The 22,898-nt window shown below is 66.9% G+C and carries 23 protein-coding genes and 3 pseudogenes; 14 read left to right on the top strand and 12 right to left on the bottom strand.

Translation table 11 applies throughout. From position 1 onward, the window contains the following. Window positions 1–55: 55 nt before the first annotated feature. The 3 genes and pseudogenes from ACX9NE_RS15390 to ACX9NE_RS15380 all read right to left on the bottom strand — a co-directional run. A pseudogene (locus ACX9NE_RS15390) lies at window positions 56–739 on the bottom strand (enoyl-CoA hydratase); the annotation flags it as partial. A 329-nt stretch (window positions 740–1,068) separates the two neighbouring features. Then, window positions 1,069–1,320, bottom strand: coding sequence for a hypothetical protein (locus ACX9NE_RS15385; RefSeq protein WP_459362234.1), 252 nt, complete (start codon window positions 1,318–1,320; stop codon window positions 1,069–1,071). A gap of 276 nt (window positions 1,321–1,596) precedes the next feature. Continuing rightward, window positions 1,597–1,923, bottom strand: a complete 327-nt coding sequence (locus ACX9NE_RS15380; protein WP_459370740.1) for a hypothetical protein — start codon at window positions 1,921–1,923, stop codon at window positions 1,597–1,599. 321 nt (window positions 1,924–2,244) lie between these two features. Here ACX9NE_RS15380 and ACX9NE_RS15375 point away from each other — a divergent pair. The 5 genes and pseudogenes from ACX9NE_RS15375 to ACX9NE_RS15355 all read left to right on the top strand — a co-directional run. Then, a pseudogene (locus ACX9NE_RS15375) lies at window positions 2,245–2,684 on the top strand (carboxylic acid reductase); the annotation flags it as partial. A gap of 15 nt (window positions 2,685–2,699) precedes the next feature. Further along, window positions 2,700–2,873: a hypothetical protein gene (locus ACX9NE_RS15370; protein ID WP_459362355.1), complete on the top strand. Its 174-nt coding sequence runs from the start codon at window positions 2,700–2,702 to the stop codon at window positions 2,871–2,873. An 11-nt stretch (window positions 2,874–2,884) separates the two neighbouring features. Beyond that, window positions 2,885–3,085, top strand: a complete 201-nt coding sequence (locus ACX9NE_RS15365; RefSeq protein WP_459362232.1) for a hypothetical protein — start codon at window positions 2,885–2,887, stop codon at window positions 3,083–3,085. Between the two features lie 151 nt (window positions 3,086–3,236). Next, complete coding sequence (locus ACX9NE_RS15360) at window positions 3,237–3,797, top strand: hypothetical protein (protein WP_459362231.1); 561 nt, start codon at window positions 3,237–3,239, stop codon at window positions 3,795–3,797. Between the two features lie 192 nt (window positions 3,798–3,989). After that, window positions 3,990–4,674: pseudogene (locus tag ACX9NE_RS15355) on the top strand (zinc-binding dehydrogenase); the annotation flags it as partial. Window positions 4,675–4,685: 11 nt separating this feature from the next. On the opposite strand, the gene ACX9NE_RS15350 reads toward ACX9NE_RS15355, so the two are convergent. Then, a complete protein-coding gene (locus ACX9NE_RS15350; RefSeq protein ID WP_459362230.1) occupies window positions 4,686–6,578 on the bottom strand; it encodes a PE family protein in 1,893 nt (630 codons plus the stop codon). A 216-nt stretch (window positions 6,579–6,794) separates the two neighbouring features. Between ACX9NE_RS15350 and ACX9NE_RS15345 the strand changes: the two genes are divergently transcribed. Then, window positions 6,795–6,968, top strand: coding sequence for a hypothetical protein (locus ACX9NE_RS15345; RefSeq protein ID WP_459362229.1), 174 nt, complete (start codon window positions 6,795–6,797; stop codon window positions 6,966–6,968). A gap of 49 nt (window positions 6,969–7,017) precedes the next feature. Here the strand turns inward: ACX9NE_RS15345 and ACX9NE_RS15340 are convergent, their stop codons facing one another. From ACX9NE_RS15340 to ACX9NE_RS15330, 3 genes are all read right to left on the bottom strand, one after another. After that, the gene (locus tag ACX9NE_RS15340) at window positions 7,018–8,937 is read right to left on the bottom strand and encodes a serine/threonine-protein kinase PknD (RefSeq protein ID WP_459362228.1); all 1,920 of its coding nucleotides are present in this window, start codon (window positions 8,935–8,937) and stop codon (window positions 7,018–7,020) included. Window positions 8,938–9,722: 785 nt separating this feature from the next. Further along, entirely contained in the window at window positions 9,723–9,896 is a 174-nt protein-coding gene (locus ACX9NE_RS15335) for a hypothetical protein (RefSeq protein WP_459362227.1), read from the bottom strand. A 78-nt stretch (window positions 9,897–9,974) separates the two neighbouring features. Beyond that, window positions 9,975–10,409, bottom strand: a complete 435-nt coding sequence (locus ACX9NE_RS15330; protein ID WP_459362226.1) for a DUF6636 domain-containing protein — start codon at window positions 10,407–10,409, stop codon at window positions 9,975–9,977. A gap of 230 nt (window positions 10,410–10,639) precedes the next feature. Between ACX9NE_RS15330 and ACX9NE_RS15325 the strand changes: the two genes are divergently transcribed. The 3 genes from ACX9NE_RS15325 to ACX9NE_RS15315 are packed head-to-tail and all read left to right on the top strand — an operon-like array spanning window position 10,640 to window position 13,764. After that, on the top strand, window positions 10,640–11,323 hold the full coding sequence (locus ACX9NE_RS15325; protein ID WP_459362347.1) for an Rv3717 family N-acetylmuramoyl-L-alanine amidase: 684 nt from the start codon (window positions 10,640–10,642) through the stop codon (window positions 11,321–11,323). 52 nt (window positions 11,324–11,375) lie between these two features. Next, on the top strand, window positions 11,376–12,176 hold the full coding sequence (locus ACX9NE_RS15320) for a serine hydrolase (protein ID WP_459362225.1): 801 nt from the start codon (window positions 11,376–11,378) through the stop codon (window positions 12,174–12,176). A gap of 49 nt (window positions 12,177–12,225) precedes the next feature. Continuing rightward, complete coding sequence (locus ACX9NE_RS15315) at window positions 12,226–13,764, top strand: serine/threonine-protein kinase (RefSeq protein WP_459362224.1); 1,539 nt, start codon at window positions 12,226–12,228, stop codon at window positions 13,762–13,764. A gap of 10 nt (window positions 13,765–13,774) precedes the next feature. Here the strand turns inward: ACX9NE_RS15315 and ACX9NE_RS15310 are convergent, their stop codons facing one another. Together ACX9NE_RS15310 and ACX9NE_RS15305 are read right to left on the bottom strand one after the other, a co-directional pair. Then, window positions 13,775–14,086: a DUF202 domain-containing protein gene (locus ACX9NE_RS15310; protein WP_459362223.1), complete on the bottom strand. Its 312-nt coding sequence runs from the start codon at window positions 14,084–14,086 to the stop codon at window positions 13,775–13,777. Then, the gene (locus tag ACX9NE_RS15305) at window positions 14,083–14,466 is read right to left on the bottom strand and encodes a YidH family protein (protein WP_459362222.1); all 384 of its coding nucleotides are present in this window, start codon (window positions 14,464–14,466) and stop codon (window positions 14,083–14,085) included. The genes ACX9NE_RS15310 and ACX9NE_RS15305 overlap by 4 nt, the downstream gene beginning before the upstream one ends. A gap of 15 nt (window positions 14,467–14,481) precedes the next feature. Between ACX9NE_RS15305 and ACX9NE_RS15300 the strand changes: the two genes are divergently transcribed. Together ACX9NE_RS15300 and ACX9NE_RS15295 are read left to right on the top strand one after the other, a co-directional pair. Next, a complete protein-coding gene (locus ACX9NE_RS15300) occupies window positions 14,482–15,195 on the top strand; it encodes a haloacid dehalogenase type II (RefSeq protein ID WP_459362221.1) in 714 nt (237 codons plus the stop codon). Window positions 15,196–15,200: 5 nt separating this feature from the next. Continuing rightward, window positions 15,201–15,956 (top strand): potassium channel family protein, encoded by a 756-nt coding sequence (locus ACX9NE_RS15295; protein WP_459362220.1) that lies wholly within the window; start codon window positions 15,201–15,203, stop codon window positions 15,954–15,956. On the opposite strand, the gene ACX9NE_RS15290 is transcribed toward ACX9NE_RS15295, so the two are convergent. Further along, on the bottom strand, window positions 15,953–17,224 hold the full coding sequence (locus ACX9NE_RS15290) for an MFS transporter (RefSeq protein WP_459362346.1): 1,272 nt from the start codon (window positions 17,222–17,224) through the stop codon (window positions 15,953–15,955). The genes ACX9NE_RS15295 and ACX9NE_RS15290 overlap by 4 nt on opposite strands. 146 nt (window positions 17,225–17,370) lie before the next feature. Here ACX9NE_RS15290 and ACX9NE_RS15285 point away from each other — a divergent pair, with 146 nt between their 5' ends. Further along, window positions 17,371–17,925: a class I SAM-dependent methyltransferase gene (locus ACX9NE_RS15285; RefSeq protein WP_459362219.1), complete on the top strand. Its 555-nt coding sequence runs from the start codon at window positions 17,371–17,373 to the stop codon at window positions 17,923–17,925. A gap of 4 nt (window positions 17,926–17,929) precedes the next feature. Here the strand turns inward: ACX9NE_RS15285 and ACX9NE_RS15280 are convergent, their stop codons facing one another. Next, entirely contained in the window at window positions 17,930–19,240 is a 1,311-nt protein-coding gene (locus ACX9NE_RS15280; protein ID WP_459362218.1) for a cytochrome P450, read from the bottom strand. A gap of 59 nt (window positions 19,241–19,299) precedes the next feature. Then, window positions 19,300–19,656, bottom strand: coding sequence for an MmpS family transport accessory protein (locus tag ACX9NE_RS15275; protein WP_459362217.1), 357 nt, complete (start codon window positions 19,654–19,656; stop codon window positions 19,300–19,302). 91 nt (window positions 19,657–19,747) lie between these two features. Here ACX9NE_RS15275 and ACX9NE_RS15270 point away from each other — a divergent pair, with 91 nt between their 5' ends. Then, window positions 19,748–20,833 carry an NAD(P)H-dependent amine dehydrogenase family protein gene (locus ACX9NE_RS15270; RefSeq protein ID WP_459362216.1) on the top strand — a complete coding sequence of 362 codons (1,086 nt, stop codon included), beginning with the start codon at window positions 19,748–19,750 and terminating at the stop codon, window positions 20,831–20,833. Window positions 20,834–21,064: 231 nt separating this feature from the next. Further along, window positions 21,065–22,879 (top strand): Hsp70 family protein, encoded by a 1,815-nt coding sequence (locus ACX9NE_RS15265; protein ID WP_459362215.1) that lies wholly within the window; start codon window positions 21,065–21,067, stop codon window positions 22,877–22,879. Window positions 22,880–22,898 lie beyond the last annotated feature (19 nt).

The raw sequence follows: 22,898 nt of genomic DNA, 5'->3' as shown, positions 1-22,898 counted from the left end.
GGTGTCCGCGGTCGAGTGTCGTGGAACAGACCGCGGCTGTGGCGTCACCGGCCGGTCAACGGACTTGGGAGCGGCCGCGCTGAATCACCGCTTCGCGATTGGCCGCGATGTCCTCGCCGCTGGTCCGAAACTGCCGTGCCGCAGCGGCTTCCAGCCACAGACCGCCGCCGATTTGTGCGTCGTCGATGTGGTGGTAGGACGCCAGCAGCGCCCGCACCGCATCCTGATTGTTGCCGACGATCGAGGCCGCCACCCGGCGAGCGGCCGGCAGCAGTTGGTCGTGCGGCACCACCTCGGTCACCAGTCCGGCGCGCAGTGCGTCGGCGGCCGAGAGATAGTCGCCGGTCATGCTCATCCGCCGGGCCAGACCTACCCCGACCTTCTGCGGCAGCCGCACGCTCAGGCCCCAGGTGGGCAACAGACCGACTCGAGCGTGCGTGTCGGCGAACCGGGCTTGCTCTGATGCGATGAGAATGTCGCAGTACAGCGCCAATTCGAGCCCGCCGGTGACCGCCGCTCCGTTGATCGCGCCGATCACCGGTTTGGTCAGGGCCGGCCAGCGCGGTGAGATGTCCGGGAGCGCGGTCTGCCCGCCCAGTTCCTTGAGGTCCAGCCCGGCGCAGAACACCGGATCGGCGCCCGTGACGATGACGACGTCGACGTCGTCGTCGGTCTCGGCGTCGGCCAGGGCCCCGAAGAACCTCTCGCGCAGGGCGGCAGACAGCGCATATTCCTGCTGTGCAATGAGTCCTGACTATAGGAACTTCGTAGATAAGTTCACCGTCCTTATTGCTGGTTGGATGACTATGTGTGATGAGGTCGACGAATACATCCGGATTGGTAATCCCATGCCGCCAGTACATCTTGTCGAAACCGAAGCCCTTACTTCCGTCGTAGTAGCCGCGTCGGAGGAGGACACGGTGACTAAGTCAGTCGCCTCCCTGACAATCTCATTCGTCGGATACCAGTCCCCAGGTTTCAGCGGCACGTGGTGATCGACGAGCTCGATCTGGCGACCTGCGCCGCCCGAGAGCGGGCCGGGTTCTTTCGACGCGCTAACGGTCAAAGTCAGTGCGCTGCGGTCTTGGGTGATCTGTTCGGACACCGCTCTTCGGCGTCCCACCAGCTTTGAGCGGCTGCCCTGATTTGCTGGGTGAAGGGCTCCGTCGCTCTTTGGTACACCTCGGCAGTCGCGTCATTCATCCCGGCTGGACGTTTCCATGAAAGCGATAGGTCGTCGCGAACGATGTACCCCTGCCGTTCAGCGTTTTCGATCATCGCACGCACATTCGACAGCAAAGGCATCACTTCTTCAGTCATTCCCCGAGACGCTCGAGCGGACATTGCAGTAAGCGAATCGGCAACCCGGATAATTTCCCTGCGGTCGTCGTAGCTAACCGAAACTGCGGCATCGGCGGTGCGTCCTGACCAGGTGCGGCCGCCTGGGCGTTCCACAACGCGCACGTAGTCGTCGGCGACATTCTCTAGGTCAGTTCCCGCGGTCTTCCACGACTCGATTAATGCGAGTACTGATTCTGGTCTCGCGCCGTCGACTTGGCTACGAGTTACCAAGGCCTGATCCGGCTGACGGGGTGCTCATATGTGGATAGCGGGCGATGCTTGTGCCACTTGGTTGCAAGCGGAGATGACGGACACCCCATCGGCATCGGCGTTCGCGAACTGCGTGCGCACCTGATCAACGCGGTCACTGACGTCCATCAGGCGGTCGGCCGCAATTGTCATCAGTGTGGGTAGCGTCTGCGCGGTCACTGATCTGGCAGTGGCCGACGTCGCGGTGTCAGCCACTAGGTCGGTCAAAATTTCGTCCGGGTGTGAAAGTCTCAGCCTTGAGGCTAGACCCCGTATTTTGGGTGTCAGCAATCCCAAAGATTCAAGCTCCAGCTTCAGGACGTCTGGGTGCATCGTAGATCTCCATGCAGCTCTGCTTAACAGAGATTGCGGTACCTTACCAGCACCTGCGTTGTCCTTTGTGACCTGAGTTTGCCGGCAGTGGACGGGAGCTTAAGCCCGGCGCCGGGCATAGCCGAACCCGTGCGCCAGAAGTGACCATCGGATGCGTCTGAGCCGCCTCGCTGAGAACGTAGAGTACTGACGACGTGTCGTCAGCCGTCGTGCGTTAGGTCAGTGCGCCGGGCAACGTCCCACCCTCATACACCCACGCACCGTCAGTTATAAGCCGTACTGCCCGCCACCGGATGCGTCGTGCTTACAAGCTTCGAGTGCGCCCACCACGACGGCCTGCCGGTGGAGTTCGTCGCCGAGGCGATCTCCACCTTTGCGGCTAGCCTTGGCGACCCGCGAAACCCAAAGAGAGTGGACGGGTTCGAGACCTACCAAGCAATGAACCCGCACGACGACAGCATCGGCTTCGACGACTTCGTTGCCTGGCTCATCGACAGCGATTGCGCGATCCAGCGCATCGAGGGCTATGCCGACTGGCTGCAACGGTTCGAAACCGGCCTGCGTGCCCTGCCCGACAAGCAGCGCCAGAACTCGCTGTTGCCGCTGCTGCACAAATACCGCCAGCCCGAGTCGCCGGTCAATGCGTCGGTGCTGTCGACCGACCGTTCCGCGCGGCGGTCCAGGATGCGAAAATCGTTCCAGATAAAGACGTTCCACATATCACGCCGCAGATCATCACCAAGTATGTCAGCGATCTGCGAGCTCCTCAGACTGTTATGACCGCCGAGCGTTCCTTCGCGGCCGCGGACAGGCCGGTCGCGGATCGTCCCGATGTGGTGCTGTTCACCGTCTGCGCCGCATTGTTCTTGTTGGTGGTCTGGGTATCGCGGTACTGGGATCCGTACTGGCAGCCGTGTATAACAGCGCTTTCCGGCCCGTCGGTGGTGTGACCGTAGCGCAGTTGGCAAGCGCGCGAGAGTCCATCGGACAAGCTCAGACGCTGACCCAGGAAACCACCGCGCCCGGTGTCGCAGAACAACTCCGTCTGCAGGCGCAGAGCGCATTCCTGGCCGGCTTTCACCCGACGATCATGGTGTCAATCGTGGTGCTTGCCGCCGCCGGCTTGACAGCCGCCGTCCTCTTGCGGCCCAGGGCGGCCTGACGCGGATCGCCGCAGCCCGCTGGTTTCAAATCGTCAAAACGGTGAATCCCTTTGGCTCGGCGCCTGCGTCGCATAGATCCGGGTCCTACGCCGACGGTTGGTCACGGCGCCTCAACCCGCACAGCTCTCACATCCGAAAGGGAACACCCAAATGCCATCACGGAGCACAGTCATCCGGTCACTGCACGACCTCGGCGCCGCCGCCTGGTTCGGCGGATCCATCATGGGCGCCGTCGGCCTCAACGGCGCGAGCGCCGCCGTCAAGGATCCGCAGGACCGCGCCCGCGTCTCGGCGACGGGATGGGCCAAGTGGGCGCCCGTCAATGCCGCGGCCATCGGCGCGCACCTACTCGGTGGCGGCGCGATCCTCTACAACAACCGCAAGCGCGCCAAGTACCAGACCGGCGTGACCTCCAACACCGCCGCCAAGCTCGCCGTCACCGGTGCCGCCCTGGGAGCCACCGCCTACAGCGGCGCGCTCGGCGCAAAAGCCGCACAGGGCGAGGGTCATTCCGCGGAGGGGGCAACCGAACCGTCATCGTCCACCCCGGATGACGTCGCCGCGGCGCAGAGACAACTGCGGTACCTGCAGTGGATGCTGCCGGTGCTCACCGGCACAATCATCCTGTTGGGCGCACAGCAGGGTGAACAACAGCGCCCGAGCCAGATGATCTCCGGGTTCGGCAACAGGATCGCGCGCAAGGTGAGCTGAATCCGCTGCAGGCCAGCGAAGAATCAGTCGACGGCGCGCTCTGGGGACGCTGTGCCCGCTGGCGACCTCCGACACGACGCGATAGCCGTCGCCCGTGCGCCTCGGCCACCGGCGGCGGCTGGCGTTGATGGTCTGCTACGAAATACTCACCCCTCGCCGAATCGTCGCTCGCACCGAGCGTTTTGCCCGACCGAAGAGCAGGCGCTGTTCCTGCCCGACGCCGCCCCCACCGGCGTCATGGGCGCTGACTTCTGCGACATCTCCGGCGGCAACACGGTCGCGGTGTGGGGCGGCGGCGGCGTGGGCCTGATGGCGGCGCGCAGCGCGCTGGTGCTCGGGGCCGAACGCGCCATTGTCGTCGACCGGATCCCGGAGCGACTGGAACTGGCGCGCAAGGGATTTGGACTGGAGACCATCGACTACACCGCGGTGGACAGTTGCACAAGACGCTCCGTGAGATGACCGGCGGCCGCGGCCCCGACGCGTGCATCGATGCGGTGGGCATGGAAGGCCACGGCACCGGCGTCCAGCAGCTCTACGATAAGGCCAAGCAGCTGCTGCGGATGGAGACCGATCGCGCGACTGCGCTGGGGCAGGCCGTCCTCGCTTGCCGCAAGGGGGAGTGGTATCGGTGCTCGGAGTGTACGGGCTCACCGACAAGTTCCCGATGGGTGTGCTCACCAATAAGGGCCTGACGCTGAAGACATCTCAGCACGGCCAGCGCTACATCACCCGGCTGTTCGACTACGTCGAGCAAGGTGATCTGAACCCGGCCAAGTTGATCACCCATGACTTGCCACTCGAAGAGGGTGTGTGGGCCTACGACATGTTCAAGAACAAGAAGGACAATCGCATCCGGGTGGCACTGCGGCCCTGAGCCACAGGCAATCAGCCGGGTAGGCCGGTGGAGCCGGTCGCGCCGTTCTGGCCGGACTGACCCACTCCACCCGTGGCACCGTTGACACCGCCTGTTCCGCCGAAGCCGCCGGTACCGGGGTCGCCCCCGTTGGCGCCGGGACCCGCAATACCGCCGGTGCCCGGCGCGCCGGTCTGTCCCCAGAGGCCGCCGGTGCCTCCGGCGCCGCCGTTCCCGCCGCTGCCGCCGCCACCTCCTACGCCGCCGTCACCACCGCTACCGCCGTTGCCACCCGGACCGAAGAAAACATTGTTGGCGCCGTCGCCGCCCTGTGCGCCCTGGCCCCCCAAGCCGCCTACGCCTGCCTCGCCCCCGTTGCCGCCGGCACCGCCGTTGCCGACCAGCAATCCGCCGCCACCCCCGGCGCCCCCCACACCTCCGGTGCCGCCGGCGCCCCCTGCCCCGCCAACGCCTCCCGCTCCACCGCCACCTCCGGACGCGTAGAGGCCACCGGCGGCTCCGCCAAGGCCGCCGATAGCCCCACCGGCCCCGGCGCCGCCGCCGCCGGCACCACCACCGGCGCCGCCGGCCCCGCCGTCACCAATCAGCAGCCCGCCATGACCACCGGCGCCGCCAGCACCGCCGTTGCCGCCCGCACCGCCGGCGGCGCCGGCGCCGCCGGTACCGCCGTTACCGCCGCTACCTGCGATGAGATTGGCGCTGAGGGCTGCCCCGCCGGTGCCGCCCTGACCTCCCGCGGCGCCAAGACCTCCGGCGCCGCCGACGCCACCGTTCCCGCCAACCGCGACGGCTGACTGTGTGCCATCTGCGGTCCCGCCGGTGCCGCCCATCCCTCCCGGCGCCCCGGCGCCGCCCGCACCGCCGGCGCCGCCATTTCCGCCGATTGGACGGCCCTGGTTGGCCGCACCGCCCGCGCCGCCCGCGCCGCCGACGGCACCGATTCCCCCGTTGCCGCCAGTGCCACCGATACCTCCGATGATGGGATTGGCATCGAAGTCGGCCGCCGTCGCGCTACCCCCGGGTCCACCGTTGCCGCCTGGCTGGCCAAGGGTCGCGGTGCTCACACCGTTGTCGCCGGGCCCGCCCGGCCCGCCCAAGGCGAAGAGAGGACCTGAACTGTTGGTCCCTGGGGTGCCGCTGTTTGCCGGTGGACCGACGGGCAGCGGCTGGGGGTTGATGCCATTGGCTCCGGATGCGCCCAGGCCGCCGGCACCGCCGGTGCCGCCTTGGCCGAACAGCAGGGCTGATCCGCCGGCGCCGCCGGTACCGCCGGTGCCCCCAGGGACGACGGCATTGCCCCCGGCTCCACCGATACCGCCGTTGCCGTAGAGCAGGCCGCCGGTGCCGCCCGCGCCGCCGTTGGTGCCGGGGGCGCCTTGGCCCCCGTTGCCGCCGGAGCCAATCAGCCCGGCGTCACCGCCGCGGCCGCCGCCGGGGTGGGCACTGCCGCCGGAGCCGCCGTTACCGCCGTTGCCGTAGAGCAGACCGCCGGCCCCGCCGTCTTGACCGGTCCCGGGGGCGCCGTTGGTGCCGTTGCCGATCAACGGGCGACCCAGCAGGGCCTCGGTGGGGGCGTTGATCACCGCGAGTAGGTCTTGTTCGATTGTGTGCAGCAGTGTGGTGTTGGCAGCCTCGCCGGCCGCGTACGCCTCGGCGCCGGCGCTCAGTGTCTGCACCAAGAGCGTGTGGAACAGTTCTGCTTGGGCACCGAGGGTCTGGTACGTGCGCGCGTAGTCACTGAAAAGTGCAGCGGTGGCCGCGGATACCTCGTCGGCGCCCGCTGCGACTAGGTGGGTCGTGGGTCTGAGCGCCGCGGCGTTGCCGGCGTCGATCACGGCGCCGATTCGTTGTAGATCTGTTGCCGCAATGGGTAGCAGACCAGGTGTGGCAACGATCCACGACATGACAACTCCTTTGACATCGAATGGCTCAAAGCCATCTGTCAGCATCGTCGGTGCGCCGGCTGGACGAGCTTAACGGCGCCCGTAGCTGCCGCAGCGCATTCGATGAAAAATCGACGTTAAAGAGTTTGCCTGGCATTTCCGGTCTGCGCGGGGCAACCCGATTAATCCGCAGCGAAGCGGGCATAGCTGGTCGATCAGGACATGGAGGGGACGGTCATGACGGTGCAGATTGACGACGTCCGGCGGTTGCTGACCCACGAAGACCCTGATGCTGCAATGGTTTTGATCGAGGGCCGCGTCGAGGTACGGACTCCGGCCGAGTTGGACAGCCCGGACTACCACGGTTCGCTGCGGGTCGCGACGCGCCGGGAAGTGCTCCGAGCAGGCTGAAAGCCTCGACACCGCGGTGCCCAACCTCGGAGGCTGACCAACGCTGACGCTAATTGCGCTTCAACGCCACGATTTTGTCGTTACGCCCACCCACGTACACCGTGCCGCTGTTGTCGACCGCCAGGCCCCACGGATAGTCAAGCCCGGTGAACGGCAAGACCTCCTGCGTCGAGGAGCCGACCGCGAGCTTCAGCGTCCGATTGTGCCCGGTGTCGTTGAGGTAGACGTTGCCCTGGGAGTCGAGCGTCAATCCGCCAGGCTGCTTGAGGCCGGTAAACGGCAGGGCCGTTTGCTTTTTGGTATCCACCGGCAGAACCAAGACCCGATCGTTGCCGCCGTCGGCCACATAGACCGTCCCGTTGCCGGTCACCACCAGACCCGTCGGATTGTTCAGGCCGGTGAAAGGTACCTCGGTCAACGTGTTCGAACCGTTGGCTAGTGCCACCACGTGATTCTTTCCGGTATCGGCGACGTAGATGGTCCGGCTGCTGTCAACGGTCAGGCCGGTGGGGTTCACCAGGTCGGTGAAAGGCAGAACCTCTTGGGTCTGCGCGCCCGGACGCAGCACCAGCACCCGCTTGTTGCCCGCGTCGTTGACATAGACGGTGCCGGTGTTGTCGGCCGTCACTCCGGTCGGAAGATTGAGCCCGTCGAACGGCAGGGTGTGGGGTTCGGTGGAACCCGCAAACAGCGCCAGTATCCGATTGTGCTCGGTATCAGCGATGTATACGGTGCCGCCGATGTCCACCGAGAGGCCCTGCGGGTCGCGCAGGCCGGTAAAGGGCAGGGTCACCTGCTGGTATTCGTCTTTGGGTCCCGAGTTGCCGACGAAGACGATGGCCACCACCGTCAGGACGACAGCGAGCACGGCGGCGGCGATGACGGCCTTGCGGCGCCACCATGGTCGGGCCGGTGGCGGCGGCAATGTGGGCGGGCGCGCGATGGACGGTTCGGGTCTGGGCATGGCGACCTCGGAGATAACCGGTCGCGCCATCGTCGGGTGAACGTTCTGCGGGGGTGGCGGCGGCGCGGGCGGTCGGGCAGGAGGCGCCGTGGGCCGCGGCGGCGGTGCTGGTCGCCAGCCGGTGTCGGGGCGGGGCAGCGGATTGACATATCCGGGCGCGGCCGGCTGCATTCGGATGGTCCGATTCACCGTGGTCGCGGTGAGGGCGTTCTGGGCGTCCCTGGCCAACCCGACTGCCGTGTCGTAGCGATCGGCCGGATTCTTGGCCATGCCGCGCGCGATGACCATATCCAGGCTCGCCGGAACATCGGGATTGAGGTTTGAGGGCCGAGGCGGTGGGGTCGAGCGGTGACCGGTGATCTGGTCCTGCAACGTGTCGCCCGGGAACGGCGACTCCGCGGTCAGACATTCGTAGAGCACGCAGGCCAGCGAATAGATGTCCGAACGGGCGTCCACGGGTGCCGTAGTGAACCGTTCGGGGGCCATGTAGTGGTAGGTGCCGATGAAGTTGCCGGTGGCTGTGAGCGCCAGGTCGTCAGCAGCGCGCGCAATGCCGAAATCGATCAGATAGGCGAAGTCGTCATGGTCGAGCAGGATGTTGGACGGCTTTACATCCCGATGCAGCAGCCTTTCCCGGTGTGCCGCGTGCAGCCCCTTGGCCACCTGGTCGATGATGTTCACCGCCCGGGCCGGCGGCAGCGGCCCCTGGTTCAGCAGCCACTGCAAGTCGTGACCCTCGATCAACCGCATGTCCACATAAAGCCGTCCGTTGATCTCGCCGTAGGTGTGGATGGGGATCAGGTGGGGGCTGTTCAGGCGTGCCGTCGCGTGGGCCTCGCGGCGGAACCGCTGCTGGAAAATCTCATCGTTGGATACGGCGGCCGGCAAAATCTTGAGCGCGACCACGCGATCGGTGTCGGCGTCATAGGCGCGCCAGACTTCGCCCATGCCGCCCCGGCCCATCAACTCGATGAGCCGGTACTTGCCGAACGACGTTTCCCGCAACAACGCCTCCCCACAACCGTCACGACTGTAACGGCGGTACCTGTGACATCCACAGCATTCCACCGCGCTCGATACCACACCAGGTTAGCTGGGGTTTTGCTGGTGTTTGCCGGCTGTTAACAAATCGGCGGGCGCGACCCGACGTTGAGATATTGGGATTGGTAGACCCCGGCGCCACATTGACTGGCCCTGCGCTGAGGGAAGTCGTATGAATTCGCGCCGCCTGTCCGCCCTCCTCGCCGTGGTGGTGTGCACGGGATGTGCGGGCCATCGCTAACTGCCGCACCCCGGTGTGACGGCGGCTCCGGGCCCGACGACCGTCCAGCAGCTCTGCGATGCCCAGGCATGGCTGCGTCCGGTGCCGAATGGTGTTGGGCGCCTGCTTTATCAAGCCAAGGACGGGTCGCTGGGATGCTTCGACAACATCAGGGCTGCGGCGCCGGACGGGCACGATCCGCTCAAACATCCAGGCCGGCCCGCGGAGAAGACCTATCGAATCACCGCGGTATCACCCGCCGGGGGTACGCCGATCGCCCGTCATGACGACGTGGCGCAGCCCGCGAATTTGCGCTCCTGCGACCGGGTGACCGAGGCGGAGGCCCGGCGACATACTGGGCGGCCCGGTCACCGCGGAACCCGTTGGCGACCAGACCGGATCGGTTGACGTCGCGTGCCTCTACGACATGTCCGTGGATGTGGGTGAGGGAGTGGAGGTGGACCTGCAGCTGCCCGCGCGTTCGCTGTCGATGCCGTGTCCGAGTTAGTGCTCGCCACTGCGGGCCACGTCACGCGGTGGACGGCGTGGGAGTCAGGGCCGCCTGCGTCAGCGAACCGACCACCACGCCGCCGTCGACGACGCTGGTCGTCTTGCTCAGCGCGGATCGGCTGTTGCGGGTCACGCGGGGGTGGACGTCCTGCAGCACGCTGAAGCGGTTGGCGCAGTTGGCGATTCGCCGCATCGATTGACGACGAGCAGACGCAAAATCGTCTTGGAGCGTGTGCTCCGGGGCGATTTTGCGGCTGCTCGCGGGTGAAGGCTACCCGAGCTTGAAGGAGTCGCGCGAAACCTGGAAGAAGTGTCCGCTGCTGCTGTCGGTGCACGTCACGCCGGACTGCCCGCTGACACAGCTCAGGGTGCCGGCCGACGCGGTCTGGCCGTAATCGAGGGTCCGCTCACCGGGCACAGCCAACGTGTCGCCGTGGCAATGGATTGCCGCCGGCTTGCCGGCGTCAAGTACAAATCGGTTGCCCCAGGCGATGTGTTGGGCGCACTCCGGCGGCGGGGGCGGGGTGTATGTGTACTCATTGATATCGCAGGCTGCTCCGGTGCTGTCCAGCGAGCAAACGATGTTGCCGGACGGCGTCTTGAAGTTCTGCGAGTCGGCGTGCGCGGTAGCCGGCAGCGCGAGCGCAGTGAAAGCGGCGACCCAAGCGAGCATCAGATTTCGCATCGTCTGGTCATAGCACGTCATGACCACTGCCTGCGGGCAATGCGGCCAGATTGCGGCCATGGTCGTGGTCGAGCCTCGATGAGCGACCGTGACGGCAATCTCGGCGCCAGGAGGCAGGGCGCACAGCGAAGTACGCCGCCGAAGGTGAAGGGCACGGCACCCCGCGAGGTTGTTACCATCGCGCGGTGAACCGTTTTTTCACGCGCGACGTGCTGAAATGCGCCGCCGCAGCACCGGTGCTGGTCGCCGCGATGGTCAGTGTCGCGCCCGCCTCAGCCGCCGGCATCGCCGGGATGAGCGTGTTCCTGGACCCGGGCCACAACGCCGTCGCCGACGCCTCGATCAACCAGCAGGTGCCCAACGGCCGGGGCGGTACGAAGCCCTGCAACACTTCAGGTACCGCCGCCGGCGACGGTTTTCCCGAGCATGTGTTCACCTGGGGCGTCACCAACATGGTCGCGGCCAACCTCAATAACCTTGGCGTCCACACCCAACTGTCCCGGGCGGACGACAGCTCCGTCGGCCCCTGCATCGACGACCGTGCGGCCCGCGCCAACGCCATGCATCCGGACGCCATCGTCAGCATCCACGCCGACGGCGGGCCCGCCTCCGGACACGGTTTTCACGTCAATTACTCCAGCCCGCCGCTCAATGACGCCCAGTCCGGCGGCGCGATGCAACTTGCCAACGCGATGCGCTCGGCCCTGGTCGCCGGGGGCTTCCAACCGTCGAACTACGTCGGCTCCGACGGTCTGTACGGACGCGCCGACCTCGCCGGCCTGAACCTGGCCGAATACCCGGCCGTGCTCGTCGAACTGGGCAACATGAAGAACGCCGACGACGCCGCCTACATTGAAAGTGCCGATGGCCGAGCGAAATACGCCGCTGCCGTGACGCAAGGGATCGTCACCTATCTCCAAGCCAAGGCGGGTTAGCCTCCGCGCCGCGATCGCGGTCCTCGCAACGCTGGTTGTGGCGGCCGCGATCATGACATTCGCCGCCGTCTTCACCTATCGGCAGACATCGTCTCCGGGAAGGCCATCGATCGTGCCGCAGCCCCCAGCACCCCAGCCGCATCCCGACCTGGCCGCGGAATTCGCCGAGCTGGCCCACCGCGTCAACGCGACGATGGGCCTGGCCGTCGCCGCCGTCGGCGGCAACGAGCCGGCGTCGAGCTACGGCGACTGGCAACAAGGCCCGGCCTGGTCGACCATCAAGGTGCCACTGGTGATCGCCGCCTACCGTCAGCAGCACGCGGTCAACGCCAGGATGAAGGCGGCCATCACCGAATCGGACAACGCGGCGGCCGAGTCTCTGTGGCAACAACTCGGCGAACCCGCCAGCGCGGCGGCCAAAGTTCAGCAGATCCTGCAGGAGACCGGAGACCCCACCAACGTCGAATCCCGCAAGCTGCGACCGGAATTCACCGCCTTCGGCCAGACCATCTGGTCGCTGGCCGATCAGGTGCACTTCACCGCAAAAGCGTTCTGTGACAAGCGCAACGAGCCGATCTTCGCATTGATGGGCCAGATCGATCCGCAACAGAGTTGGGGAATAGGCGCCCTGCCCGGCGCGCAATTCAAGGGCGGCTGGGGTCCGTCGCCGTCGGGCGAATATCTGGTGCGCCAACTCGGCGTCGTCAATGCGGGACGACTTGCCGTCGTCATCGCCGCCGAGCCCGCGTCTGGGTCGTTCGACGACGGCAAGCGCGCCCTGGACGAAGCCACGGCCTGGTTGGCCACTCGTTTTGCCCGGCTGCCTGCCGGCCAGTGCCCGGATAGCGGTTAGAGATCCTGGCAGCGTGCCGCATAATCCCTAGCGGAGGAGGGTGTCAGCGGTGGATGAGCGGGTCGGCACGACGTTCGGCAAATACTCGATCACCGGTGTCCTGGGCAAGGGCGGCATGGGCGAGGTCTACGAGGCCTTCGACAACCAGATCGGCCGAACCGTCGCCTTGAAGATCATCAAGAGCCAGTACGCCCACGACCGAAAGTTCCGCACCCGCTTCGAGCGCGAATCACATGCCGCGGCAACGCTTCAGGAACCTCACGTCATCCCGATCCACGGCTTCGGTGAGATCGACGGATCACTGTTCCTGGACATGCGGTTGGTCCGCGGCACGGATCTGGAAGAGCTGCTGGCGAAGGGTCCGCTGGAGCCGGTGCGTGCCGTTGCGATCGTCACCCAGATCGCCGCGGCGCTGGACGCCGCGCACGCCGAGGGGCTCGTGCACCGCGACGTCAAGCCGCAGAACATCCTGGTCACCCCGGCCGACTTCGCCTATCTGGTCGACTTCGGGATCGCTGAAGTGATGGGCGAGAACACCCGGCTGACGGCGACCAACATGCGGGTCGGCTCATGGGCCTACATGGCGCCGGAACGCTTCGCCGATCAGGAGATCACCCCCGCCGCCGACATCTACTCGCTGGCGTGCGTCCTCTACGAGGCGCTGACCGGCGAGCTGCCGTTCCCGGCGCAAACCCAGGGCGGCTTCGTCGCGGCGCACTTGTCCGCGCCCCCGCCCAGGCCCAGTCTGGCCAACCCGCGGGTCCCGGCCGCTCTGGACGACGTCATCGCGCGCGGCATGGCCAAAGAACCTGATGACCGCTACGGCAGCGCCGGGGCGTTCGGTCGGGCAGCCGAACGGGCGCTGCACAGCGGCGTGCGCACGGCGATCGACCCGGTGGACCCCAGAGACCAGGCACCGACCGTCCAGGCGGTCTGGCGGCCGCCGCCGCCGCCTGTACCACAGCAGGTGTACCCGCAGACCTTCACCCCGTCCGGACCGCTACCGGTACCGCCTGGTGAAGCCCCGGCCAAGCCCGCGCGGCGCTGGATGGCTCCCGTGGTCATCGGAGCCGCGGCGGTGCTGGTGCTCGGCGGTATCGGCGCGATCGTCGGGCTGCTGGCGAAGGAGGATTCGCCCTCGGTCCCGACGGCGACCGTGCCGCCGACCGTCCCGCCCTACTCGGGCGAGCCGTCGGTCAGCACCCCGGAGCCCAGGTCGTCGCGTCCGGTCAATGCATCGCCGCCGCTGGTGACCGGCCCCGACCAGACCGCCAGCCACCAGAGCTGCGACCAGGGCTTCCAGATGAGCAATGCGACGGGGTACGGGTCGCGCGGCGGTCGCGGCTCACCCCAGACCTCCTGCTACTTCGCCAACGCGGTGTTGCACGCGTACTGGAGCACCTACGGCAACGCCACGAACGGGACGCGCACGGTGTCATCCCCGGGAGCCGTCGACTGCTCGACTGTCCCCGGCGCGAACTGCGACCCGAAGAACGCCGCGAACTTCTTGATGCAGTGTGCGGGCGACGGCGCCAATCCCTGGATCAGGTGTACCGGCGGCAAAGACGCCGTGGTCTTCCTGTGGTGAGCGAAAAGCATTACAGCAGTTGGGCAATCGCGGTTGTGACGGCGAGCGCCAGGGTGGCGAACCCGACGATGTACACCTGGCGGCGGGCGGTGATGCGCACCGGCAGGGGGCGGTGGGCCAACGTGTGTTGACGCCGCAGCGCGATCAGGTAGGTCGCCGACGCGGCGACGCAGGCTACCCCCGCAGGCACCAGCGCGCCCAGTCGGTGGCCGGCGCCGTGAATGTCTTTGAGCGCCAACAGTACGCCGTTGACCAGGAACGCAAACGACGTCCGGGTCCACGCCAGCGTCGTCCGTTCGGGCGGCCCGCCTGGTCCGGTCAACCCATCGCCACCTTCGCGATCACCATGGCGAGGGTGATCACACCGAGCGAGATGAGACCCACGGCCAGAAGGTCCGGCGACGGGTGGCGCGGCAACGGCTGCCCCCGGCGCATGGCGCGTTCAGCCAACCGCCAGCGCTGCAGCCCGGTCCAGCTGGTGGAGATGGCCAACGCGGCCAGGCCGACGCCCATGACTCGGCGCGCGCCGACCACTACCAGCTCCGGGACGAAATTGACCAGCGCGACCGCGGCGGCGAGCAGGCCCAGCGCAGTGCGCTGCCAGGCCAGGAAGGTTCGCTCGTTGGCAAGGGTGAACCGGTAGTCGGGCTCCTGTTCCTCGATGACTTCGTCGGCGGAGTTGTTGTCGGCCACGGTGCACATCGTAGATTCGGACGCGTGCTCAAGGCGCTGTTATTCGACGTCCAAGGGACCGCGACCGATTTTCACTCGACGGTCTGCGACGAGGCGCGGCGGATCAGCGCCGGCCGGCACACCGGCGTCGATTGGCCGGAACTGGTCCGGCGTTGGCGAGCAGGCTACTTCGCGGCCTTATCGGCCAGGCCGGATGCGGCGCCGAGCCGATCGGGTGCCTGGGTCTCGGTGAGCTCGGTCTACCGGCGGGTGCTCGACGCCGTTCTGGCCGACGCCGGGGTCACCGACCTGAGCGCCGCCGAGCGCGATGACCTCACCTCGGCCTGGCAGCGCCTGCGACCATGGCCGGATGTCGTTGCCGGGCTGACCCGGCTGCGCCGCAGCTATATCCTGGCGACCCTGTCGAACGCCGACGTCAGCGCGGTGATCAACATCTCCAAACGCGCCGGCCTGCCGTGGGACGCCGTTTTCGCTGCAGAGATGGCCGGAGTGTTCAAACCCGACCCGGCCGCCTACCGGATGGCCGCCACCTATCTGGGCCTGCCGCCCGGCCACATCATGATGGTCGCCAGCCACAAATACGATCTGCGCGCCGCGGCCCGACTGGGCTTCCAGACCGCCTTCGTCGCCCGACCGCTGGAATTCGGTGCCGACGGGCGGGCGGACGTGACCTACGAGGACGAGTTCGACGTCAACGCTTGTGATTTCGTCGATCTGGCCGATCAACTCGTAGGGTGAGGCGCATGCACTCTCTCTCCAAGGAACAGTTGTGGAGGCAGCGCACCGAGTGGCCGCTGGCCGTGGTCGCGGTCGCCTTCCTGATCATGTACTCGGTGCAGATCCTTGCCCGCCCGCAGGGGGCGGAGGCGCGCATCCTGTGGCTGCTGTGCTGGATCGCCTGGGCCATGTTCGTCGGCGATTACTTCGCCCGCCTGGTGCTGGCGGATAATCGCCGCGAATGGTTTCTGCTGCACATCCTCGACCTGGTGATCGTCCTGCTGCCGTTCCTGCGACCGCTGCGGATGGTGCGCCTGATCGTGCTGCTCGGAGTGTTGCAGAAGGCCGTCGGTCATGCCGTGCGCGGCCAGATCCTGCTCTACACGGTGTCCGGGGTGGCGCTGTTGGTGTATACCGGCGCGCTGGCCGTACTGGACGCTGAACGCAAGCAGGCCGGTGCCACCATCAACAGCTTCGGCAAGGCCGTGTGGTGGGCCATCACCACGGTGACCACTGTCGGGTACGGGAACCTGTATCCGATCACCGTCAGCGGGCGGGTGGTCGCGGTGCTGTTGATGATGGGCGGCATCACACTGGTTGGTGTGGTGACCGCGTCGCTGGCCTCGTGGATCGTGCAGCGGGTTTCCGACGCCGACACCGCCAATCAAGTGGCGACGGCGGCCCATATCGACGAGCTGCGCGGCGAGATCCGGGCGCTGGCCGAGCAACTGCGGACGCTGGACACGCCGGACCGGGCACTTTTGTCACATCAGTCACGCTAGCCCCGGCGTAGCTTGGCATCAGGCCGGCTGCTGCTGTTCAATCCGGCCAGCGAGGTGCCCCGTGTCTCCGGCAGCCGATAGCTACACCACAGGCTGATGACCACCAGCACCGCCAGCAGGAGCCCGATGGTCCAGCTGCCATAGCGCACACTCAGCGGTTCGGCGATCAGGGGTGGAACTGCGCCGCCGAGGATGCCGGAGATGTTGATCGCCAGCCCGGCGCCGGTATACCGGTGCGACGTCGTGAACAGTTCGGGCACAAAGGATGTCATCGGGGCGTAGGCGAAGGCGGCAATGGCGTAGGTGCCGGCGATCGCCAGCGCGAACGAAGTAGGGTTGCCGACGTCGATCAGCGGCAGGACGGCGAAAGACCACGGAAAACCCACCGCCCACCCGGACAGGATGACGGGACGGCGCCCGACCCGGTCCGACATTCTCGCCGACACCGGCACCAGCGCCGTCCACACCAGCCCACCGAGTAATCCGGCGGACAGGATGGCGGTGCGGGAGAGCCCTAACCGACTGTGAGCGTATCCGGTGAGATAGGTGCCCGCCATGAAGACGAAGGCGAACACCGCGACGAAGCTGCCCGACGCCAGCAACACGGTGCGCCACTGCCGGCGCAGAACTTCGGCGAGCGGTACCCGCGGTGGCGCGGTCTGGCTGGCGAACACCGGGGTCTTCTCGATACTGACCCGCACGTACAACGCGAACGTGACCAGCAACCCGCTGAGCAGGAACGGGATTCGCCATCCCCAGGTCAGGAATGACGGGCTCGTCTCGCCGACGGTGGCGTTGACGAGAAGGAACGTCACGCTTGTCAGAAGCATCGCGATGCCGGCGCCGACGGCGGTGAAGATGCCGTAGCGGCCGCGCTGGTCCGCCGGCGCGTATTCGGCCGCCAGCAACGCCGACCCCGCCCACTCGCCGCCGACCGCGAACCCCTGCAACAGCCGCAGCGTCAGCACTATCACCGGCGCAGCCGCACCGATCGCCGCGGCACCGGGCGTGAGACCCACGGCCACGGTGGACAGCCCCATGATCAGCAACGTGGCGACCAGCGTCGTCTTGCGGCCGATGCGGTCGCCGAAGTGGCCGAACACCGCCCCGCCCAACGGCCGGGAAACAAAGGCCGCGGCGAAGGTACCCATCGAAGCCACCGTCGCCATCGCCGGGCTCAGGTTCGGAAAGAAGACCTTCGGAAAGGTCAACGCCGCGGCGGTGCCGTAGATGTAGAAGTCGTAGAACTCCACGGTGGTACCCACCATGCACGCGAATGCAATTCGTCCGACGTTCACGTGGCGACTCCCCGAAGTGCGGGTCCAGCCTCGCACGCCCGCGGTGAAGCGCTTGCGCGTGCTACGTTTTGGCCGAAATGATGTTTTGCCGCCGACTCTCGGAAGCTCAGCACGTCATGCAACCTACCGTGCGGTTGCGCGAACAAGCCCAAGCCCTTGCCGATTACGTCGGAGAAGGCGACAGCGTGCTCGACGTCGGTTGCGGAACCGGCCATCTGTGCACCTACCTCCGCGAGATGTACGGCGTCCAGCCGACCGGTATCGACGTCAAAGACTCCCGGCAGACCGACATACCGTTCACCGCGTTCGATGGAACGTCAATCCCGTTCCGGGACAAGTCTTTTGAGCATGTCATCCTGAGCGAAGTGCTGCACCACAGCCACGATCCGGTCAGGTTGGCCGCCGAGTGCGACCGTGTGGCACGCCGCCGCATCCTGGTGTTCGAGGACGTGCCCGAAGGCCTGATCGGCAAGCTCGCCCTGCAGGCACACGTGCAGGCGTTCGCGTACTACCGTCGCTACCCGTTCCGCCCGGCGCGCCTGGACGAGTACCGCCAGGCGCTGGCCTGGCTGGCCACCAGAGCCGGCCGCGTGGCAGCCATTCCGCAGCCGCCGGAATGGCTCACGGTTTATCCGCGCGTCCTCTACGTCTACGAACTCTCGCCGGCGTAACGCCTCACCAGGCGACCGGCAGCACTTTGATGCCGTGGATGAACTGCGACAGCAGTCTGCTGGGCTCTGCGGTGGCCACGATGTCGGGGATCTCACGGCGCAATTCGTCGAATATCACCCGGATCTCGCGGCGGGCCAGGTTGGCGCCCAGGCAGAAGTGCGCACCGCCGCCCCCGAAGCCGACGTGCGGATTCGGGTTGCGTGCCACGTCGAACCGCCAGGGGTCGGCGAACTTCGACTCGTCCCGGTTGGCCGAGCAGTACCAGAGCGAAACCTTATCGCCCTCAGCCATTTTGGTGCCGCTGAGTTCGAAATCGCGGGTCAGGGTGCGGCGCATGTACATCACCGGCGAGGCCCAGCGCACGATCTCCTCGGTCGCACAATGCGCCAGGTCGTCGTAATTCGCCCACCACTTCTCGCGTTCCTCGGGAAAACGGGACAGTGCCAGCACCCCGTGACTGATGGCGTTGCGGGTGGTCTCGTTGCCGGCCACCACCAGCAGGATGAAGAACATCGCGATTTCCGACGACGACAGGCGCTCGCCGTTGACTTCGGCCTCGACCAGGGCGGTGGTCAGGTCGTCGTGATGGTTGACATTGGAACTTCGGCGGTCGTCGGCCAGTTGGGTGGCGTATGCACCGATATCCATCGAGACCTGCATGAACTCACCGAAGTCGGTCGCCAGGTCCGGGTCGCCGAAGCCGAGAATCACGTTGGTCCAGTGGAAAATCTTGTGATGGTCGTCCTCGGGTATACCCATCATGTCGCAGATGATCTGCAATGGCAGCGGCCCCGCGATTTCGCTGACCAGGTCGGCCTGGCGATCCGGATGATTGGCGATCATCGCGGTCACCAACCGGTGCGCCCGGTCCCGCACCGATGCTTCGATGCGGGCGACTACCTTCGGGGTGAACGCCCGGCTGACGATCGAGCGCAGGCGCTGATGGCGCGGATCGTCCATCACGATCATCGAACCGAAGTACTCGGCCAACTCCGGCGTCTGGTCGTTGATGGTGATGTTGGGGCTGGAGCTGAACACCTCCGGATGGCGGCTGGCGAAGAATACGTCGTCGAGCCTGGTGAGGGCCCAGTGCCCGTTGCCGCCGGCGAATCCTTCCAGTTCGATCGCCGGCCAGAACGAGATGGGCGCCTCGCGGCGCAAGGTGGCGAACGCGCCGTCGCGGTAGTCGTCATCGAGTGCCCAGAAATCCAGCGAACCCAGCGCGATATCGGCCAACGGGATCTCGGGCGGGGGCGTCCCGTTCACCCGGGGCTTGAGGCCCGAGTGCGCGTCGGCCGTGGTCTTGAGGTCCATGCGATCCCTCCTCTACCCCCTCACCGTTGAGGAGGTGCCACCACCGAGCCTAGACCGCGTCAGTGTGAGCAGATGGCCATACCTGGCTTGCCGGTCGAGTGCGCGTCATTGACCACATTGCCGTTCAACACGATCTTGCAGGAGATGGTGCCTTGCCCCTGCGCGCTCAGCACGTAGACCTGACCACCGAAACCCTGGAAGTCCGTCGACCACGGCAGCGGAACATTCACCGCCCGCTGCTGACCGGATTGGGTTTGGAACGAAATGTATTCGGCCATGCCCGTGCCGCTGACCTCGTAGTGCACCTTGGGGAATGCGCCCGGAGGAGCAAATGGATCTGCCTGCGCAACGGCGCAGCTGGCCCAGAATGCGGTGCCGGTGGCAATCAGAATCGAAGCGGCGCGACGGCTGGTCATGATTGTCATCGTGTCATCACCCGCGGCGCGGCACCAGAGGTTTGCCCTCACCGCTTAGGGTGAAGCGGGTAGCGGGAGAGGCGGCTGATCGATGACGCAGAGTGGCGTTAAGCGAGTGGTGGTGTGGGGCACCGGCTTCGTGGGCCGGATGGTGATCCCCGAGATCGTCAAACATCCACTGTTCGAGTTGGTGGGCGTCGGCGTCAGCAATCCCGAGAAGGTGGGCCGCGACGTCGGCGACATCTGTGGAATGCCGCAACCGGTCGGCGTCACCGCCACCGATGACGTCGACGCGCTGATCGCGCTCCGGCCCGACGCATTGGTGCACTACGGCCCGACGGCGATGCACGCCAAGGACAACATCGCACTGATCAGCCGCTTTCTGCGGGCCGGGATCGATGTGTGTTCGACGGCCATGACACCGTGGATCTGGCCGACCATGCCGCAGAACCCGCCCAACTGGATCGCGCCCATCACCCAGGCCTGCGAGCTGGGGGAGTCGTCCTGTTTCACCACCGGCATTGACCCAGGGTTCGCCAACGACCTGTTCCCGATGACTCTGATGGGCCTGTGCTCAGAAGTGAGGCGAGTGCGCGCCTCGGAGTTGCTGGACTACACCAACTACGAAGGCGACTACGAGCGGGAAATGGGCATCGGCCGCGAACCGGAGTTCAGCCCGATGCTCGAAAACCGCGACGTGCTGATCTTCGCGTGGGGCGCGACGGTGCCGATGATCGCCCACGCCGCCGGCATCATGCTCGACGAGATGACCACCACCTGGGACAAGTGGGTGACGCCCACCGACCGCACGTCGGCCAAGGGCGTCATCAAGGCGGGCCACGTCGCCGCCGTCCGGTTCACCATCAACGGGCTCTACAAGCGGGAGACACGCATCCAGCTCGAGCACGTCAACCGGATCGGGCTTGACGCCGCACCCGACTGGCCGACGGGCCACGACAACGACGTGTACCGGGTGGACATCGAAGGCACCCCGAGCATCTTCCAGGAAACCGCGTTCCGCTTCACCGACGGCTCGGGCCGCGACGCCGCGGCCGCCGGGTGTCTGGCAACCGGCCTGCGGGCGCTCAATGCCGTGCCGGCGGTCAACGAGTTGTCGCCGGGCTGGGTGACCGCGCTGGATCTGCCGCTGATCCCGGGCGCGGGGACGATTCGCTGAGTCCTCGGTGGCGTCAACTTCCCACGGTTTCCGGAAAATGTGGGATCGGTGAGGTGGATGGAGCAGGTATTCCGCTCGCCCCCGGTGCGGCATTGACCCGCGGGAGGCGGAGCGCTTTGCTGGTCTGGTGGACCGGGTCGGGCCGGTCATAAAGCTGGCGCATAGTCGATTCAAAGTTGGGCTATAACCTTTATCGAAAAACTGGGCGGGGAGGCACGGGGATGGGACCAGATGGCAGACGGAGCTAGGCCGGCTCTAGGCCTGTCGATCGGCGCCACGAACCTGGCTGCCGTCATGCCCGACCATGCCATCACCCGCAAACCCGTTCTGACCCTGTATCGCCAGCGCCCGCCGGAGGTGGGCATCCCGTCGGAAAATCCGCGGCTGGACGAACCCGGCCTGGTCATTGCCGACTTCGTGAACCGGGTGGGTGACCCCGTCGGCATCGTGGCAGCCGACGGATCCGTGCACCGCAGCGAAGCTCTTGTCGCCGACGGATTGCGGGCGCTGGCCTATGCGGCCACCGGGGGTCGCGCGCTGCCCGACTGCGTCGCAGTGACCTATCCGGCGCACTGGGCGCCCCCCGCGGTTGACGCGTTGGGCGGTGCGGTGAGGCGGATATCGGAGTGGTCGCATCAGGCCACGCCGGTCACCCTGATCCCGGACGCTGCGGCGGCGCTGTTCGCGGTGCGGGCCAACCCCGGGATACCGGCCCGGGGGATCGTCGCCGTCTGCGATTTCGGTGGCAGCGGTACCAGCATCACGTTGGTGGACGCCGGCGAGGACTATCAGCCCGTCGTCCCGACCGTCCGGCACCACGACTTCTCCGGTGAATTGGTCGACCAGTCCCTGCTGACCTACGTCATGTCCGAGATGCCCGGCACGGGCTCGTTCGACCCTGCCGGGACGGCGGCGATCGGATCGCTCTCCCGGTTGCGGACTGCGTGCCGCGGCGCCAAGGAACGGCTTTCCGCGATGACGGTGACCACCCTTTCCGCAGAGATCCCCGGGGTGCGCGGGGAGATCCGGCTCACCCGCAACGAACTCGAGCAGACGATCCACGGTTCGCTGGAGGGTGTGGCCGCCGTCCTCGAACAGTGCCTGAGCCGCAACGGAATTGGGTTGGTCGCGATCGTCACCGTCGGCGGGGGCGCCAACATTCCGGCGGTGACCACCATACTGTCCGGGCGGTTCGGCGTGCCGGTTGTCACCACGCCACGCCCCCAACTGACCGCCGCCATCGGCGGTGCGCTCCGCGCCGCGCGCGGTCCCGGCGACACCAGCGCCACGCGCTTGACTCCGGCGGCGCCGCCCGTCGCGGCGGTGGCAGCGCCGCGCGAACGGCAGACGGAGGACGAGTTTCAGGATATGCCCGCCGCCGCACCGGTCTCGGCTCTGCAGCCCGCGCTGGCCTGGTCGGAAGCGCAGGACGAATCGCGTGTCCTGCCGGCGGTGTCGTCGGGCTCGGGTTCCGGTTACACCGCCGCGCGGCCACAAATGCAATTCGAGCGCGAAGCCCCTGCGGAACCGGAGCGTAAGTCCTCGCCGATCCCCTGGTACCGGCTGCCCGCGGTAATCATCGTCAGCACCGTGGTGGCGGTACTGCTGGTGGGCACCGCGGTGGCCATCGGCCTGTCGCACGACAAGGGAACCACCTCACCGGGAGTCAACACGACCCCGCGCAGCTCAGCGCCGCCCCCGCCTGCGACCACCGAGAGTCCCGGTCCCGAGCCGCCGCCGTCCCAGACGCCGGAACCACCGCCGCCCACCCAGGCGCCGCAGACCCAGGCACCTGCGCCGCCGCCGCAAACGACGCAGGCACCGACCTCCGAAGCGCCGGCGCCGGTAACCACCACGGCGCCACCGCCGGCGACCACCAATTCACCGGCGACGACCCAACCACCGCTGCCGCAGCTGCCGGGACCGGCGAACCCGAATCCTCCTGCGCCACCGCCGATTCCGCAGCTACCGCAAATACCGGGTCTGCCGCAAATTCCTGGGATCGGGAACGTGCCCCAGATACCCGGGAGGCTGCAGCTCGGCTGAACCCGGTTTCGAAGCCGGC

The organism is Mycobacterium sp. ML4 (assembly GCF_054515735.1).
Note: the sequence above shows the minus strand (reverse complement) of the source record. Positions and strands in the feature narration are given on the sequence as shown.